The following is a 17,223-nucleotide window of genomic DNA, read 5'->3' as shown; positions in this document are numbered from 1 at the left end:
CCAAGCCTTTTGTTCTTATTTATTTCAATATATCCTTAACTACCTGTGAACTTGACCGATTCTTTTTGCAGGACAGCTCCAACAGACCTTTAACCACAGGAACGAGCAGCAGAAAAAGGCTATCGGATGCCGTTTTATAGAATTTACAATGGAACATTGCAGGGAAAAATGATTCCATCCGCTATCGCTATGATATAACGGCAGGAAAAGTCGCGGCCCGTGGCGAATAGGAATCCCGATGTAAAAGAGCTCCGAAAGTAACCCGACCATAAAGAACGAATGCAGGGAGATGAACGGAGCATGTTTAGGTATTTCGAGATTACATCTTCAGGAAAACGAATTCTGAATGGTTTTTCGGAACGGTATATAACCGATAGTGCGGTATATTAGGATCGAGAAAGACAAACTTCGACCATGCAGGCACAGGGAAAAACGCGTCAGATCGTATGAGTAGGAGCCGACCTGCGTCGGGGCTTCAAAAAAGCAGTTGAACAAGGGCTGGGAACAAATGGAATCGAGAATGATCACAAGTATGGAGACCGTGAACTGAAAAGAATGGTACAAGGGGCGACAAAAGAGCCTCACCGGAAGGGACTATCACATAAAAACGGATGAGCGTTGGAAGGCAGCAACAAAGGACTGTGGGCTATACAAGTTATGGCCATACGCTACGCAGAGCAGATCGGAGCAGCTAGCGCAATTAGAGGTGGATAGCACTGTGCGGGTGAGTGCAACAATAAACTTGAACTAGATCAAAAAATTACGAAAAGAGGGCAAATGTATATAAGATGTTAAAGATATTGAATACTTTTATTCTAAATAAACATCATATTGGTCATGATAGATTATAACGAGCTTTTAAAACAGATAGAGCACTATTCTAATACTTATATTGTGGAAAACATATCTTCTTGCCATTGTTTTCACAACAGCCTACACACACATTCAGTAGTAAAGGCGGCAGAAGAAATTTCATCGTTTTATAAGTTAAACAATGAAGATCATTTTATCGTGATCAGCGCTGCTTATTTTCATGATCTAGGTTATGTAAAATCTGACAACGCGATTGGCCATGAGAAAATAAGCGTGGAAATCGCTTTGGACTTTCTGAAAGATAAAGGCATATCCGAAGATGTTAAAGAAAAAATCAAAGGCTGCATCCTAGCTACACGAATGCCTCAGGACCCAAACAACCTACTGGAACAAATTCTCTGTGATGCTGACTTGTTCCATTTTGGTAATGATGACTTTGAAAACAGGAACAAGCTTATGAAAGCCGAAGCCGAAGCTGTATTGGGAAAAGAAATTGACAAAGATGTCTGGCGTGCAGGCACGATAAAACTCTTGTCCAGCCATCATTACCATACGGATTACGCGCAACAAAAGCTCAACGCTAAAAAAGAACAGAACTTAAAAGAACTCGAACGAAAACAGGAAAAATCTAAGGCCAAGAAAAAAGAAGACAAAAAAGAAACAAAAAAAGAGAAAGACAAAAGCGCCAAACCCGAACGTGGTATAGAGACGATGTTTCGGATAACATCGTCCAACAACCAGCGCCTGAGCGACATGGCTGACAATAAAGCCAACATATTATTAACTGTCAATTCTATTATTCTATCCGTTGTTATTGCAGTACTATTTAGAAAATTAGATAGTAACGAGCATCTAATCTTCCCAACGATTATCCTCACTGTCATCGTTGTGGCAACTATGGTTATGGCCATATTATCGACTATCCCCAAAATACCTGCTGGAAAATTTTCAAAACAAGAGATCGAGAATAAAACCGTCAATCTATTATTTTTCGGGAACTTCTACAAAATGAAACTCGACGACTATAATGATGGGATGCAAAAAGTAATGATCGACTCGGAGTTTTTATACGGTATGCTTACAAAAGACGTTTATTCCCAGGGTGTCGTTCTGGGCAGAAAATACAAGTTATTACGTTATGCTTATGGCATCTTTATGTTTGGCCTGGTCATCTCTGTTATTTCATTTGTTATTGCAACACTCTTATAAGATAGATACAGCTCTTTTAACCGCATTATTCCTTAGATTATTTTTCGAATGAAAAAAAAAGACCTATATATCAATAGAGATATCAGTTGGCTTTCCTTTAATGACAGGGTACTTACCGAAGCTGGGCGCCCGGCAGTACCATTGTTGGAGAAATTACAGTTCCTCGCCATTTTTTCGTCAAACTTAGATGAGTTCTACCGTGTACGGATGCCTGTATTGATGGCATGGAAGAAAATTAAAAAAAAGACAACTGACCAAGTCGTCCCGAATCTCGATATTGGAACGTATAAAAAAGCATCCAAAATTATCGATAAACAACAGGAAAAATTTGGACTCTTTTTAACTGATATTATTCAGCAGTTAGCTGCCGAAAATATTATCCTAATCTATAACCAAGAGATTCCATTAGCTGTAAAATCGCTTGCAGCCAAATATTTTTTTAGCACGATTGCTTCTTATCTGCAAATCATTCCAGTTAACGAAGAATTCACTTTTTTCCCGATCAACAACCGCCTGTACTTTGCACTGACAGACAATAATACGGCTGATCTGTTCATCGTCAATATACCCGCAGATCGCATTAATCGGTTCTTCACCTGTCAGGCCAATTCCAAAACATATGTTGTATTCATCGACGATATCATTAAACTATTTTTACCCAACGTAATAAAAGGCAAGAGTTTAAATTTTTACTCCTTTAAAATCACGCGGGATGCTGAGCTTAATTTGCAAGATGAATTTGATGGTGATATCGCTCAGAAAATAGAGGCAGAAGTCAATAAAAGAGATCTTGGTTACGCAACCCGATTCTTACATCAGCCGGGTTTTCCAGACCAGCTCGTCGAAAGACTTGCAGTTCTTTTTGACCTACGAAAAAGTAGTGTTGTCGCGGGAGGATATTACCATAATCTGAAGGACTTTTTCTCCTTCCCAATAAAACGGGAAGCATTGTCCTTCCCGAAACAGCAACAGATAGAAGAACATCAGGATTTCGAACATTCCTTTTTTGACCAGCTCGATCAGAAGGATATATTGATCTGTACTCCTTATGAATCATTTGATCCCATTCTTCGATTTTTTAATGAAGCGGCTATCGATCCCGAGGTTGTGGAAATCCACACTACACTCTATCGAATTGCTGGTGATTCGCGTATCGCCCAGGCGCTGGCTACTGCAGCAAAGAATGGCAAGAAAGTGAATGTGTTTGTTGAATTAAAAGCACGTTTCGACGAAGCCAATAATATACATTGGTCCAGAATTATGAAGGAACAGGGGGTGAGAATCAGCTATAGTATCCCCAATCTCAAAGTGCATGCTAAAATTGCACTTGTCAAACGAAAAGATGGAAAAGAAAGCGCTCTATTCGGGACTGGCAACTTAAATGAGAAGACCGCCACCGTGTATACCGATTATTTTTTGATGACATCCAATAATCTGCTGACAGCGGAACTAGGCCAGCTTTTTGAGTTTTTACCCAATAGAAAAAAACCAAGCAGTCCAACAGATATTTTATTTCAGCACCTATTGGTAGCACAATTCAATCTAAAGCAGACTTTCATCGGGCTGATCGACGAAGCAATTGCTCAACTCAAGCTAGGCATAGCTACTTCGATAAAAATTAAGTTAAACAATTTAGAGGAAGAATCGTTAATCAATAAATTGTATGAAGCTAGCCAAGCCGGTGTAAAGGTACAATTGTTAGTCAGAGGAATCTGCCGGCTTAAACCTCAAGTAAAAGGTTTAAGTGAACATATCAAAGTTAAACGGATCGTAGGTCGCTATTTAGAGCATGGGAGAATCTTTATATTTCACTATGGCGATGATACAAAGGTGTATCTAGGCTCTTCAGATTGGATGGATCGCAATATTTACCGTCGGATAGAAACCTGTTTCCCGATACTGGAAACAGTATTATCCAAAAAGATACAGCAGCTCTTCGAAATCCAGTTCGCTGACGATATCGAAGCTACTTTTATTGATGACCTGGGACAAAACATCCCTATAGCACATCCGATTGGCAATAAATCGCAACAACAAATTGTTGATTACTTAAACAACTAAATTGATGAAAAACTCAACACGACTATCAGCTTTTGCATTGGGAATAATTTCCACGGTATTACTAGCTTGCAACCCAAGTAATGCAAACAAAGAAGGCACAGCTAATTTTACGGACACAACAGCAGACAAAAAACCGCAACAGGCAATTCCTTATAAATTGCAGTCCGGCGAAAAGATAAGTTTACCCAATGAGCTGCTCGAAATATCAGGGATCGCATTTCTAGAGGGGCAGGATGAAAAGATTTATGCCATTCAAGATGAACAAGGATTACTTTTTAAATATCATTTGCCTACACAGAAGCTCACATTCAGCCAATTCGGAAAAGATGGTGATTACGAAGACATTGGTATTAGCAAAACACATTTCTTTGTTTTAAAGAGCAATGGCAGTGTCTATTCCTTTCCAAGGACAGATAAAGATAACATACAGGCGGTCGCTGAGCAAAAAGACATTCTTCCCAAGGGCGAATATGAAGGACTTTATGTAGATAAAGCAGCTAACCTCGCCTATGTTCTCTGCAAAGAATGCCGGGTCGACAAAAAACAATCACAAACAACTGGATATATTTTTTCCATTGGAACTGATGGCAAATTCAGTCCAAAAGGCGAATTTTCGATCCAAGTCGATGAGCTAAAGAAACTTAATCCCGAGATTAAAAAGACCTTCAAACCTTCAGCACTTGCAAAGAAAACCGATAGCAATGAATGGTATATTTTATCCTCCATTGACAAGGCGCTCGTTGTAACGGACGAAAACTTCAAAGTCAAATCCTTAACGCCGCTGGATCCAAAACTATTTCCTCAACCAGAAGGGATCAACTTTGATTCAAAATCCAATCTTTATATCAGTAGTGAAGCCGGTGATCAGGACAAAGGAATCATTTATAAATTTGAAAAATAATAAGCATGCAACGGGTCTTACCATTCCTTTTACTTTTTTTCACCGCACAAGCTTATTCCCAGCAGAAGAACAAGTCGACCTTGGCAGCTGAGGCACACAAAGACAAACCTTTGACACAAGCCGTGATAAAAGACAGTACTACTGTCGTAGCAAATGCAAAGTATGGACAGGCGGGCAAATTTAAAAAATCATTTCTGGGAGAAAACTACCGCAAAGAATGGGCTGCCGAGACCTCATTACCGATACTTCAGCTATCTAAATTATTTGGAGGTCTAACGCCTATCAAACAGGGAGGGGGTATGCAATCCGTGTCACTTCGATTGACAGATACAACAGGAAGAGAATGGGCCCTTCGATCAGTAAATAAACGAACAGAATCTTTGATTCCAGAAGAATTGCACGGAACCTTTGTACAGGATGTCTTGGATGATGCGACAAGTGCGCAACACCCTTATTCCGCGCTGATGATCCCGGCACTGGCTAATGCTGTCAATGTCCCACATGCACATCCTATTATAGGATTCGTCGCACCAGATCCAATCCTTGGCGAATACGCAGCACTATTCGAAAATACTGTTGCCCTATTGGAAGAACGGGAACCGCTGGGCGACTCTGATAATAGTGCTAAAGCGGTGCGCAAACTCCAGGAAGACAATGACGATAATTTTAAACCCAAGGCATACCTCAGAGCACGCATGTTGGACGTGATGGTAAGCGATTGGGATCGTCATGAGGACCAATGGCGCTGGTATAATGAAAATCAGGATACGAACGATAAAGACAAAGACTATATTCCCATTCCCCGTGACCGCGATCAGGCCTTACGTGTTACACAGGGATTCTTGATGAAAGATATTTACCAACGATTTGTAAATCCTGTTATGCAAGGATTTACAATGGGCATTCCAAATATCAGATACTCCCTTTTTAAATCCAGGTTTTTAAATGCCCACCCCAGCAACCAGCTCTCCCACAAAGAATGGACAAAAGAAGTAGATCAGTTTGTCGCCCGATTGACCGATTCAGTACTCCGGCAGTCTGTCAACAGCTTACCCCAGTCATCCATAGCCATTCGGGGCGAACAGATTTTCCGCACCCTTCAGAGCAGACGTGATGCCCTTCCCACGGCAATGGAACAATATTATCGCTTTATCAATAATATTGTAGATATCCATTTCAGCGATAAGAACGAAAAGGTAGAGATCGTCAGCACCAAAGACAAGGGTTTAAAAATCAAGGTATCCAAAATCAACAAAAATGGACAGGTGACTAAAACTTTTATGGACAAAGTTTACGAGAAAAATTTGACGAAAGAGATCCGATTATATCTTTCTGAGGGTCAGGACTCGTTGTCAATAAATAATACCAATTCTCCGATAAAACTGCGAATTATTGGTGATAGTCTGCCAAAGACCTATGTAATCGACAATAGCAAATCAAAGATAAAGCTCTATGAGAATACATCCAATTCAACGTTTTTGGGAGAAAAAAACCGAATCAAGTTACATCGCGGTAAAGATAGCGTGAATACAGCGTTTGTTCCCGTGAATTTATACAATTCCTGGTTACCATTGTTAACAGCTGGTTACAATGCTGATGATGGTTTTTCTTTGGGGGTTGGCGCAGCATATACCCATCAGCGGGGATTTAGGAAAGTGCCCTTTACCTATAAACAACAGATTACAGTCGCTACGGCATTCCGGACAGGTGCCTATAAAATTCATTATCGCGGTGAATGGGAAGATGTCATAGGCAATGCCGACTTCGTCATTGACGCACTAGCAAAAGCGCCCGACAATACGCAAAACTTTTTTGGCGTGGGCAACAATTCCTTGTTTTTAAAAGATCAGTATGGGGCAAAGTATTACCGTAGCCGATTCAATATTTTCAATATCAATCCGCTACTGAGATGGCACCCATCATCTACGCTAAATTACGCTATTGGCCCCCATATCCAGTTCTATCATCTGGATCCCATTGAAAATCAAGATCGTTTTATCTTAAATCCGCAGGCACTGCATTCCTATGACAGTCTCTCCATTACCAATGACAAGGCCTTCGCCGGATTAAATGCTTTTCTAACACAAGATACTCGTAATCGTAAAGTCAATCCCAGTAAAGGAGTATTTATTAAGGCTGCGCTGCAATCCTATTTAGGCTTAAATAAATATTCGCGGCATTCAGCACAGTTAAGTGCAGAAATGACAGGTTATTTTAGTGCAATTAATGAAGGTATTATATTTGCCAACAGGGTAGGAGGAGGAACGGTCGTGGGTAACCCTACATTCTATCAATATCTTTTTCTTGGTGGTCATGAGAATCTACGTGGCTATCGCCAATACAGATTTGCTGGGGAACAAATGGTCTACAATAACCTGGAGGCCCGTGTTAAGATCCATGATATTAAAAGCTACGTTCTGCCTGGGGAGCTGGGCCTCATGGGCATGTATGATATCGGAAAAGTCTGGGCAAAAGACCATAACAGCTCCTCTATCCACCAAGGATTCGGCGGCGGACTTTATTATATCGTGGCAAATGCCTTGCCCCTTCACTTCGTGATGGCCAAATCCAATGAAGGCTGGTATCCTTATTTTAGTACAGGCTTCCGCTTTTAAACGTATTTAATAAATGGAAATAAGGAAAGTACAACTAACAAAAAACAAAAACACATTATATAAGCTCGAAAAAAAACTTCATTTTGAACCTTTTTTTCGATACCTAGAATCCTTTACCGAAAGTGGCGTATCTTCTGATGACGTGATTCCATTATTTGCGCTGGAGCGGATAAAAGAAATTGAACATGTCAGCGGGAAACTATCGAAACACAACTTAAGTGCCTATAAAGATATTTTACAGCTCATCTATAGCCTTTCAGTATCGCTTATAGATACAGATCCTAAACGATATTGGGCGCTCGCTACGCCACTTGCAGAAGAAACGTTTTATGGGACTGATGCTTTTTTTGACCTCTGGAAAAATAAATTGGAGGAACAGGATATTCAGGATCAAATGCAAGATGGAGATAACCTGAACAACCAGGAAAAATTGATATATACGCTTATTTTCGAACGATTATACGGGCTGCCTACTAAAGAAAATAATACAATTGTTTATCATCATTTAAATGAAAAGGGCGAAATCATCGATTATTATGATCTAAATATAGATTTCAAATTTGTTGATATTAAACCAAAAAAAGAACTTCCTAAATTCGATTTGGGAAATCTGACCAAAAACACCAATGATGCTTCTTTGTTCGACTGGAATCATGTCGTTAATGCAATTAAGATAGAAGATTTTGAATTATCCGGGTTCACCATTCTCACTGTCAAAAAAAGTAGCCTCGAACATACTATTAAGAGAATACAGTCTATTTTATTGGATCTTGCAACATACAACTACCATCTCTTTTTATCAGATCTGGAGAAAATTATCGCTCCGATCCTAAAGGGCAGGGGTACAATTTTTAACCTATTCCCATTGTTTCAGTTAAATGGCCTACCTTTTTTTGATTATTCCATTACAAATAAAAGTATTTTAATTTCCGAAGCATACGCCAGCAACAGTTATACCAACATCAATCCGCAAGTTGCAAACTACTTAAAACATCCGCATCTTATTTTTTACAATACCATGGATGCCATTAAAAATACAACATCCTTTTTTGATGAACGAATCAAGGCGTCCGGCGTCAAGACCTATCGGTGTATTCCATTGATACATAACCATACTTTGTCCGGGATTATGGAAGTTTACAGTCATCAATTGGATCAACTGGATAATGAAACCATTCAATCCCTTCGCGCGCTTGTGCCGCTATTGTCTCAGCTATCATATGACGTCACGACAGAGTTCAAGAAACGCATAGACGAGATTATTATTAACCGGTTTACAACGATCCAGCCGGCCGTACAATGGAAGTTTAATCATGTTGCAGCTCAATATATTCAGGAACTGGAAAATGATGAACAGAATGCACATATCACACCTGTTATCTTCGAAGAAGTCTATCCACTGTATGGTGCTATAGATGTAAAAGATTCTACCGTCATCCGCAATGCATCTATTTTAAAAGATTTTAGTTTCAAAGTGAAACAACTGGCTCTTCTCATTGACGAACTTTCCAGGGACGGCAAATATCAGCTCCTTATTGATTTTTCAAAACGCGTAGACCAGATTACTGGGTCGCTAGACCAAATCTCCTTTGATGAATCCATGGTCAAGATCATTGAATTCTTCAGAAAAGATGTACAACCATTTCTTGAGGCGGCGAGAAGAGAGTTCTCAACAAAGCAGGCCATTATCGAACATTATGCCAAGCACTTTTTCACCAATCGTGAAACCGGAGAATTTTATAGAAATGAATTTGAAACCTCATTATGGAAGATAAATCATATCATCAGTAAGGAGCTCAATCATTTCAACAGTTTCATCCAGGGCAATTATCCATCATATTTTCAAAAATTCAGAACCGACGGTATCGAGTACGATATCTATATAGGAGAATCCATTACACCACAGCAGACCTTTAGCAAAGAATTTATCAATATCTTTAGGCGACAGCAGATTATCTCTATGGCCCGTATTGCACTGAAAGCACATCACGCAAAACAGGATTTACCAATTCCTTTGGAGACTACACAGCTTATTTTCATCAACCCACACAGTATTGATATCAGCTTTCGGGAAGACGAACGTCGATTTGATGTTGAAGGATCATTGAATATCCGTTACGAAATCATCAAAAAAAGAATAGATAAAATACGGGTAAAACGGACCAAGGAAAGGCTCACCCAGGTCAACAAGATTGCCATTGTCTATCTTTCGGATGAGATCCTAGAAGACCTTAATCTAAGTATACAGGCTATTTATGATATGGGCATCATTGAAAGTACCGTAGAACACCTCAAACTGGAGGACGTGCAAGGAATTGTAGGTTTGAAAGCTATTCGTCTTACAGTAAACTTAAACTACCGAGATTTCTCCTAAATTTGCAGAAATCTCTCTCGATTTAGTAGAGCGTAAATAGGGGAATTATTTTAATAACAGTATTACGATGATAACTGATGCCAACTATTTTTACTTAAGCGATTTGCTTGGCACCTTATTTTTTGCGATATCGGGCACTTTATCCGCGAAGCGTAAGGACATCGATATTTTTGGGGCTGCATTCTTGGGCTTTGTGACGGCTATTGGTGGCGGATCCATGCGCGATGTGTTTCTAAATTTACGCCCCGCTTGGGTAAATGACAGCAATTATCTTATTGCGATATTCTTAGGCATTTTAATTGCGATCATCTTCAATAGGCAGCTCTATGGTTATTATCGAACCCTGACACTTTTTGATGCGATAGGAATCAGTTTCTTCACCATCTTAGGCGTGCAAAAGTCGTTGAACTACGAAAGCAATGTCTATGCAGCCATCATCTTTGGTATGTTTACCGCTGTATGTGGGGGTATGATACGAGATATCCTCCTCAATGAGACGCCTTTGATCTTCAAAAAGGAGGTCTATGCTACCGCCTGTTTGGCGGGCGGATTAATTTATATTTTGCTTGTTCACCTCGACCTTGATTTGTCCTGGGCAGCTATTATTGCTGCCGGTGTTGTTTTCCTGATTCGAATGACCGCGGTTAAGTATAGGTTATATCTTCCTCGATTGGATTGAGAGGGAAGATTGGAAAGATATCGCTATCTATAAAATAAAAAAAGCGTTAGTTTGGACTAACGCTTCCTCTTTTGCTGTGGAAATTTCATTTTATAGCTCACCCGGATATTTCCTTTGGCAATCGCATCCAATTTACCTTTCAACATCGTTTTCTTAAGCGTACTCAATTTGTCTGTAAACAGCTTCCCTTCAAGATGATCATATTCGTGTTGAACAACACGCGCTGCCAATCCAGTCAGGTCCACTTCGTGCTCCTCAAAATTCTCGTCCAAATAATTGATACGAATATTTTTATGACGAAGTACGTCTTCATTAATATCAGGAATACTTAGGCAGCCTTCGCCAAAAGCCCATTTTTCACCAGACTCCTCGACCATAATTGGATTGATGAAAACTCTTTTGAAAGATTTGAGCATTTCTTTATTCTCTTCGTCATCTTCTGCAAACGGCGTCGCATCAATAACAAACATACGTATTGGCAAGCCTACTTGCGGCGCCGCAATTCCAACACCATGTGCAGCATACATGGTATCAAACATATCATCTATCAATTTCTTTAAATCAGGATAGTCTTCATCTATTTCCTCAGCAACCTTTCGTAATACAGGGTCGCCATACGCCACTATCGGAAGTTTCATATATAAATAATTATTTATAAGTGTCGATTGTCATTGGTACAAATGAACTCGTTGCACTTAGTTTGTTTTTTAAAGTCCTATGAATATGCTGTATAAATTATATACCACAAATTTTTTTTCGCCTGCAGCTGCTTAGCCCGCATCGGTGTTATGCTTTTTAAGCATGGATATTTCACAGTACAATCATATTTTGCACAAAGATACGGATAATTATTAAAAGCGAATATTTCGCCAGAACTTCCATAAGAGTTACTTTTGTTTTATGAATCCATCTTTTAAAGATCTTGTTATTCGGTTCAAAATCGAACTTGAACGTCACCTAGCAGTGCGGTTACCCCTGATCGAACTAGATGGATATCTACAAATTGATTCTTCTGAATTAACAAAAAAGATCTTTCTTTATCCCAACGAAAGACGTTTACGGTTTCAGGGGCCCGAAGAGGGCATTCATATAGACGAGGATATATTAGCACAAAAATTCGACCTCATTGTTCAGCGCATCGTTGCCAAATGGAAGAATAATCGTCGTATTTACGCACGGAAAACAATCGTTGCACGGATTGATAAAAAAGTAAGTCAGCAGTTCCTCGTGGAACATCACTTACAAACTCCACTTCCGGGAAAATACAGATACGGACTATATGAGCAGGGCGAACTCGTATCCATAGCTGTTTTTTCCGGAGGGCGCCGTATGAACGATAAAAATGACGAATACCGTTCTTTTGAGTTATTGCGCTTTTGCAATAAATCTGGATATAACGTGATTGGCGGATTAAGCAAATTAATCAAGGCTTTTTCGAAAGACTTTTCCCCAGGGGATATCATGACTTATACCGACAGGGACTGGAATCAGCATTCTTCCTTAGAAAAAATCGGTTTCACGATAAAAGAAATTACAGCTCCTATCACCTTCTGGGTTACAGGAGCGCATAGATATACTTATCGTAACGAAGAAGAGCTGATTGTATTAATGGATCAGGCTCCACTTGGCTTTCCAAAGGAAAACATGGGAAGCATCAAGATGATTTTATATATAAAATAAGCTAAATTGTGTATATTGTACACTGTAATAATTTGAAAAATAAATAATCAAAAAATAATAACGTTATGAAGAGAAAACTTCGCATGGGTATGGTCGGAGGCGGAAATGACGCCTTTATTGGTGCTGTACACCGCATCGCCGCTTTTATGGATGGAAAGATTGAATTGGTTTGTGGCGCATTTAGCATTGATCCACAGATTTCAAAACAATCTGGAGAAGACTTATTTGTAGCTCCTGAGCGTGTCTATCTCAATTACGAAGAGATGATCGAAAAAGAATCTTTGCTTCCTGAGGGGGAGCGTATGGATTTTGTAACGATCGTTACTCCAAACTTTCTACATTTTGCTCCAGCTAAATTAGCTTTGGAAAAAGGCTTCGATGTTGTTGTTGAAAAGCCAATGACTGTATCTGTTGAAGAAGCAAAAGAATTACAGGAGACTGTAGAGCGTACGGGCCGTACATTATGTTTGACGCATACCTATTCAGGTTATCCGATGGTAAAGCAGGCCAAAGCGATGGTAAAAGAAGGTCACTTTGGTAAAATAAGAAAAATTGTTGTTGAATATCCACAGGGCTGGTTGAGTCGTTTAACCGAACGCGAAGGCAATGCTGGCGCGGCTTGGCGCGCGGATCCAAAACGCTCGGGCAAGTCGTTGGTCATGGGTGATATCGGTACACACGTAGCTCATCTTGCGGAATATGTGTCGGGATTAAAAATCGAAGAGTTATGTGCTGATTTAACAACATTTGTTGAAGGCCGATTATTGGATGATGATGGCTCCGTATTATTGCGTTTCCAAAACGGTGCCAAAGGCGTATTAATGGCATCACAAATCTCGGCAGGAGAAGAGAACGCTGTTCGTATACGTATTTATGGCGAAAAAGGCGGGTTGGAATGGGCCAATGAAGACCCGAACAACCTCATCATCAAAATGCTTGATCAGCCTCGCCAGCTGTATCGTACAGGAAATGCATACGCTGCGCCGTATACATTGAGTTCGTTTGCAACGCATAACACACGTGTGCCTGCTGGTCACCCAGAAGGTCTATTGGAATCTTTCGCTAATATCTATCGCAACTTTGCGGCAACAGTTACTGCAAAACGTGAAGGAAGAACTCCAACCGCGGAAGAACAAGACTTTCCAACAGTTTATGACGGCGTCAGAGGTATGGCCTTCATTGATACTGTCGTAAAAAATAATGAAGGAACAGAAAAATGGACTAAATTTGTTCTGTGATAGACAGACTAAAACCTATACTTTCTCTTTTGGAACAACAATCAGTTCCAAAAGAGAAAGTTATCGTTATCCTAGGGCCCACAGCCTCCGGCAAGACCAAACTGGCAGTACAACTTGCCCAACAAATTGATGCCGAAATTATCAGTGCCGATTCCCGTCAAATTTATCGACGAATGGATATTGGAACTGGAAAAGACCTTACTGAATACCAAGGCATTCCATATCATCTCATCGATATACAAGAACCGGGAGCAAAATACAATCTTGGAAATTTTATTGCAGACTTCCATCAAGCCCATCAGTCCATTTTAAAAAAGGGCAAGCACACGATCCTCTGCGGCGGAACGGGTTTATATTTGCAGAGTGTTATCCAACAGACTCCCTATGCACTAATTCCCAGTATAATAGGGTTCAAAGAGTCTCTCGCTGGGAAGACAACACCTGAATTGATGGAACTACTAAGCACCTATGCATGTCCGTTGGATTTTCAGATAGACCATTCCACGAGTAAACGTATTGTCCGTGCCATCGAGATACTGGAATTTCTCCAACAAAACCCAGAGTTCAAAGCCAAACAGCAAGCTCCAGAAGCTCTTGTCATTGGTTTAAATCCACCATTAGAAAAAAGGCGGGAAAGTATTAGTAAGCGATTGAAAGAGCGAATCAAAAGCGGTTTTCTACAAGAAGTCGAACAATTACTGACCGAGGGAGTTTCTCATGACCAGCTGCAATATTATGGTTTAGAGTACAAGTATGCCTCCTTATATCTCCTTGGGCAAGTGGATTATACGACCTTCTTCACCAAACTGGAAACGGAAATACACCGGTATGCCAAACGTCAAATGACTTACTTCCGAAAAATGGAAAAAGATGGGATCAAAATCCATTGGATATAAACAAAAAAGGGCTAGTATGACTACTAACCCTTTTCGTTAATCTCTTTCTATTATAACTTGATTTCCTCGTCTTTCGCATTGAAAAAGTGGAATTCAGTTAGATAATATGACGTCATTGGATTTACTTTAATCCATTTACCGTACTTCATAAACCATTTCATTCTTTTAGAAATCAAACCAGACTTAATGTAGGCGTCTATGTACGGGTGAACACATAAGGTCACCTTTTTCTCATTCTGTTCTTGAAGAATAAAACTCAAATTATTTTCAATATCATCCATTAGGACAATACTTGATCGGATTTCACCTGTACCATCACAAGCCGGACATTTCTCGTTTGTAACAATATTCATTTCAGGTCTTACACGCTGACGGGTAATCTGCACCAGGCCAAATTTACTTGGTGGCAAAATCGTATGCCTCGCCCTATCCGACACCATACATTCTTTTAAGAATGTATACAACTCTTTTCGGTGATTGGGTTTATGCATATCAATGAAATCGATGACTACAATTCCCCCCATATCACGCAGGCGCAGTTGCCGCGCAATTTCCTTTGCTGCTTCCATATTGACCAGCAATGCATTATCTTCCTGATTCTCCTTATTAGCAGAACGGTTACCACTATTGACATCGATTACATGCAGGGCTTCGGTATGCTCAATAACGAGATACGCGCCGCCAGGCAAAGTAACAGTCTTGCCAAAAGCTGCCTTGATTTGCTTTTCAACTCCGAAATGGTCGAAAATTGGTTCTTTATGTTTGTAAAGCTTTACAATTTTCTCCAGATCTGGAGATATATCGTGTATATATGATTTTGTTTCTTCGAAGATCGAAGGATCATTAACATAAATATGCGAGAACTCATCCGTTAGGATATCCCGTAGAATAGTGGATGCACGATCCATTTCGCCGAGAACCTTTTGTGGTGGTTCAGCATTACGAAGACGTTTGGTAAATAGCTCCCATTTTGAGATCAGGTCCAATAAGTCACGTTGCAGTTCTTCAACACCCTTTCCTTCGGAGACTGTACGGATGATTACACCAAAATTAGCTGGTTTAATACCTTCGACAATCTTTTTGAGGCGGTTGCGTTCGTTACTACCTTTGATACGCTTGGAAATGGAAACAGTACTTGAGAAAGGCACCAAAACGACAAAACGACCTGCAATTGAAAGGTCTGAGCTCAGACGAGGTCCTTTTGTTGAGATGGGTTCTTTGGCGATTTGTACTGGCACGAGCATATTTTTGCTCAAGACATCAGAGATCTTACCAGCTTTATCGATATCCTTTTCAAGTTTTAAACTATTGAGCAGTTTCTCTTGATAACTGCCATTCTTTACGATACGCGTAAGCTTTAGCAAAGATTGAACTTGGGGACCCAAATCTAAATAGTGTAGAAAAGCGTCCTTTTCGTAGCCTACATCTACGAAAGCCGCATTTAGCCCCGGCATAATCCGCTTAATCCGTCCGAGATAAATATCCCCAACGGCAAAATTGTTATTTGCGGGCTCACGGTTAAGTTCAACGAGCTGCTTGTCTTGTAGTAAAGCAATAGTTACCCCTTTATCAGGAGTTGAATCGATAATTAATTCCTTTACCAAAAGCTACTCATTTTTGATACCTATGCAATATCCTATCGCAATTTTTGGTATCCGATTAAACATTTAAAGAACGTTGTTACGAAAAAAACAATCTACACATCCATAAAGACATGTAGATCGTTTCGTAAAGCTATCTCAGCAAAATGGGCCAAGATGTTTAAAAGCTTATCACAAGATTATTTTTTCTTGTGTCTATTTTTTCTTAAACGTTTTTTACGTTTGTGAGTAGCCATCTTGTGTCTTTTTCTTTTTTTTCCGCTTGGCATAGCTAAATTTTTTAATGATTATAAAATAATAAATTAATTACTTGCTCAATTCCGCAATCTTGCGATCAATGAATTGTGATAGGGATGGATCAGCAGCCAACTCTTTACTTTTTTGAAAAGCAGTAACGGCCTCTTTTTTCATCCCAATATTTTCATAGCCTGTGGCTAAGTAAAAGTATGACTCTGCATCGGGCTTCTGATCGATAACGGTCTTAAAACGCTCGATAGCTTTGTCAAACTGACGGGACTGTAATGAAAACAATCCCAAAGTTTTATTCGCTTCTAAGTTTTTAGGATCAGCAGCAACAACTTCCCGTAATAAAGCAATACCTGCCATTGGGTTGTTTGTTCCTGATACCATTGCGGCACCTAATCCTGTTTTTGCATCCAGACTACTTGAATTCGCTTTTAGCGCTGCCTCATACGCATGAATTGCATTTTGATTGAGTGCTTGGGCTAAAGTAGAATCTTGCAAATTCGTATAAGCAGCACGATAAGCATTACCGGCTTTCAACCAATATTCAAATTGAGGGGAAACCTTTGCCATTTCCTCATACACAAATGCCTGAGGGGCTGGTTTTGCGACGTCGTCCCACTTATCTGCCAACTGTTGCAACAGCTTTACCTTATCTTCACCAGAAGCTTTTGCAACTTGGGCCTCAATATCGGAAATTTCTTTGACTAAACTAGCATCTAAACCTTGTTTTGTCATCGAAGAGATATTTTCCAAGTTTACTTCATTGGAAGGTTTCGATTCAGATGCTGCAGCAGTTTGTTTTTCTTTGTCCACCAAACCTTTAATAGGCTGCGCAAATAGCACAGCAACCAAGGCTACAACTGCTCCTATGACTATTATTTGTTTGGTTTTTGCCATTTTAATCTATTTT

The 17,223-nt window shown here is 39.9% G+C and carries 12 protein-coding genes; 9 read left to right on the top strand and 3 right to left on the bottom strand.

The genetic code is table 11. The features are described 5' to 3' along the window. Positions 1–837 precede the first annotated feature (837 nt). The 6 genes from B4A24_RS05875 (at position 838) to B4A24_RS05850 (ending at position 10,652) form a co-directional block, all read left to right on the top strand. Entirely contained in the window at positions 838–2,022 is a 1,185-nt protein-coding gene (locus B4A24_RS05875) for a Pycsar system effector family protein (protein ID WP_293943512.1), read from the top strand. A gap of 48 nt (positions 2,023–2,070) precedes the next feature. Continuing rightward, positions 2,071–4,083 (top strand): polyphosphate kinase 1, encoded by a 2,013-nt coding sequence (gene ppk1 / locus B4A24_RS05870; RefSeq protein ID WP_293943510.1) that lies wholly within the window; start codon positions 2,071–2,073, stop codon positions 4,081–4,083. A 4-nt stretch (positions 4,084–4,087) separates the two neighbouring features. After that, on the top strand, positions 4,088–4,984 hold the full coding sequence (locus tag B4A24_RS05865; RefSeq protein ID WP_293943508.1) for a hypothetical protein: 897 nt from the start codon (positions 4,088–4,090) through the stop codon (positions 4,982–4,984). A gap of 5 nt (positions 4,985–4,989) precedes the next feature. After that, positions 4,990–7,599: a BamA/TamA family outer membrane protein gene (locus B4A24_RS05860; protein WP_293943505.1), complete on the top strand. Its 2,610-nt coding sequence runs from the start codon at positions 4,990–4,992 to the stop codon at positions 7,597–7,599. A gap of 13 nt (positions 7,600–7,612) precedes the next feature. Next, entirely contained in the window at positions 7,613–9,973 is a 2,361-nt protein-coding gene (locus B4A24_RS05855) for a GAF domain-containing protein (RefSeq protein WP_293943502.1), read from the top strand. Between the two features lie 67 nt (positions 9,974–10,040). Continuing rightward, the gene (locus tag B4A24_RS05850; protein WP_293943500.1) at positions 10,041–10,652 is read left to right on the top strand and encodes a trimeric intracellular cation channel family protein; all 612 of its coding nucleotides are present in this window, start codon (positions 10,041–10,043) and stop codon (positions 10,650–10,652) included. 56 nt (positions 10,653–10,708) lie between these two features. Here the strand turns inward: B4A24_RS05850 and def are convergent, their stop codons facing one another. Beyond that, the gene (def, locus tag B4A24_RS05845) at positions 10,709–11,290 is read right to left on the bottom strand and encodes a peptide deformylase (protein ID WP_293943498.1); all 582 of its coding nucleotides are present in this window, start codon (positions 11,288–11,290) and stop codon (positions 10,709–10,711) included. A 262-nt stretch (positions 11,291–11,552) separates the two neighbouring features. Between def and B4A24_RS05840 the strand changes: the two genes are divergently transcribed. The 3 genes from B4A24_RS05840 (at position 11,553) to miaA (ending at position 14,466) form a co-directional block, all read left to right on the top strand. Beyond that, the gene (locus tag B4A24_RS05840; RefSeq protein ID WP_293943496.1) at positions 11,553–12,332 is read left to right on the top strand and encodes a hypothetical protein; all 780 of its coding nucleotides are present in this window, start codon (positions 11,553–11,555) and stop codon (positions 12,330–12,332) included. Positions 12,333–12,397: 65 nt separating this feature from the next. Next, positions 12,398–13,570 (top strand): Gfo/Idh/MocA family protein, encoded by a 1,173-nt coding sequence (locus B4A24_RS05835; protein WP_172392477.1) that lies wholly within the window; start codon positions 12,398–12,400, stop codon positions 13,568–13,570. Further along, complete coding sequence (miaA, locus tag B4A24_RS05830; protein WP_293943494.1) at positions 13,567–14,466, top strand: tRNA (adenosine(37)-N6)-dimethylallyltransferase MiaA; 900 nt, start codon at positions 13,567–13,569, stop codon at positions 14,464–14,466. The genes B4A24_RS05835 and miaA overlap by 4 nt, the downstream gene beginning before the upstream one ends. A gap of 50 nt (positions 14,467–14,516) precedes the next feature. Here the strand turns inward: miaA and B4A24_RS05825 are convergent, their stop codons facing one another. Both B4A24_RS05825 and B4A24_RS05820 read right to left on the bottom strand, forming a co-directional pair. After that, positions 14,517–16,070, bottom strand: coding sequence for an Rne/Rng family ribonuclease (locus B4A24_RS05825; protein ID WP_077436961.1), 1,554 nt, complete (start codon positions 16,068–16,070; stop codon positions 14,517–14,519). A 303-nt stretch (positions 16,071–16,373) separates the two neighbouring features. Further along, the gene (locus tag B4A24_RS05820) at positions 16,374–17,210 is read right to left on the bottom strand and encodes a tetratricopeptide repeat protein (protein WP_172392479.1); all 837 of its coding nucleotides are present in this window, start codon (positions 17,208–17,210) and stop codon (positions 16,374–16,376) included. Positions 17,211–17,223 lie beyond the last annotated feature (13 nt).

Origin of the sequence: Sphingobacterium sp. UBA7249 (assembly GCF_002472835.1) — a bacterium.
GTDB lineage: Bacteria > Bacteroidota > Bacteroidia > Sphingobacteriales > Sphingobacteriaceae > Sphingobacterium > Sphingobacterium prati.
The sequence above is the reverse complement of the archived record's forward strand: the minus strand, read 5'-3'. Positions and strand labels throughout refer to the sequence as shown.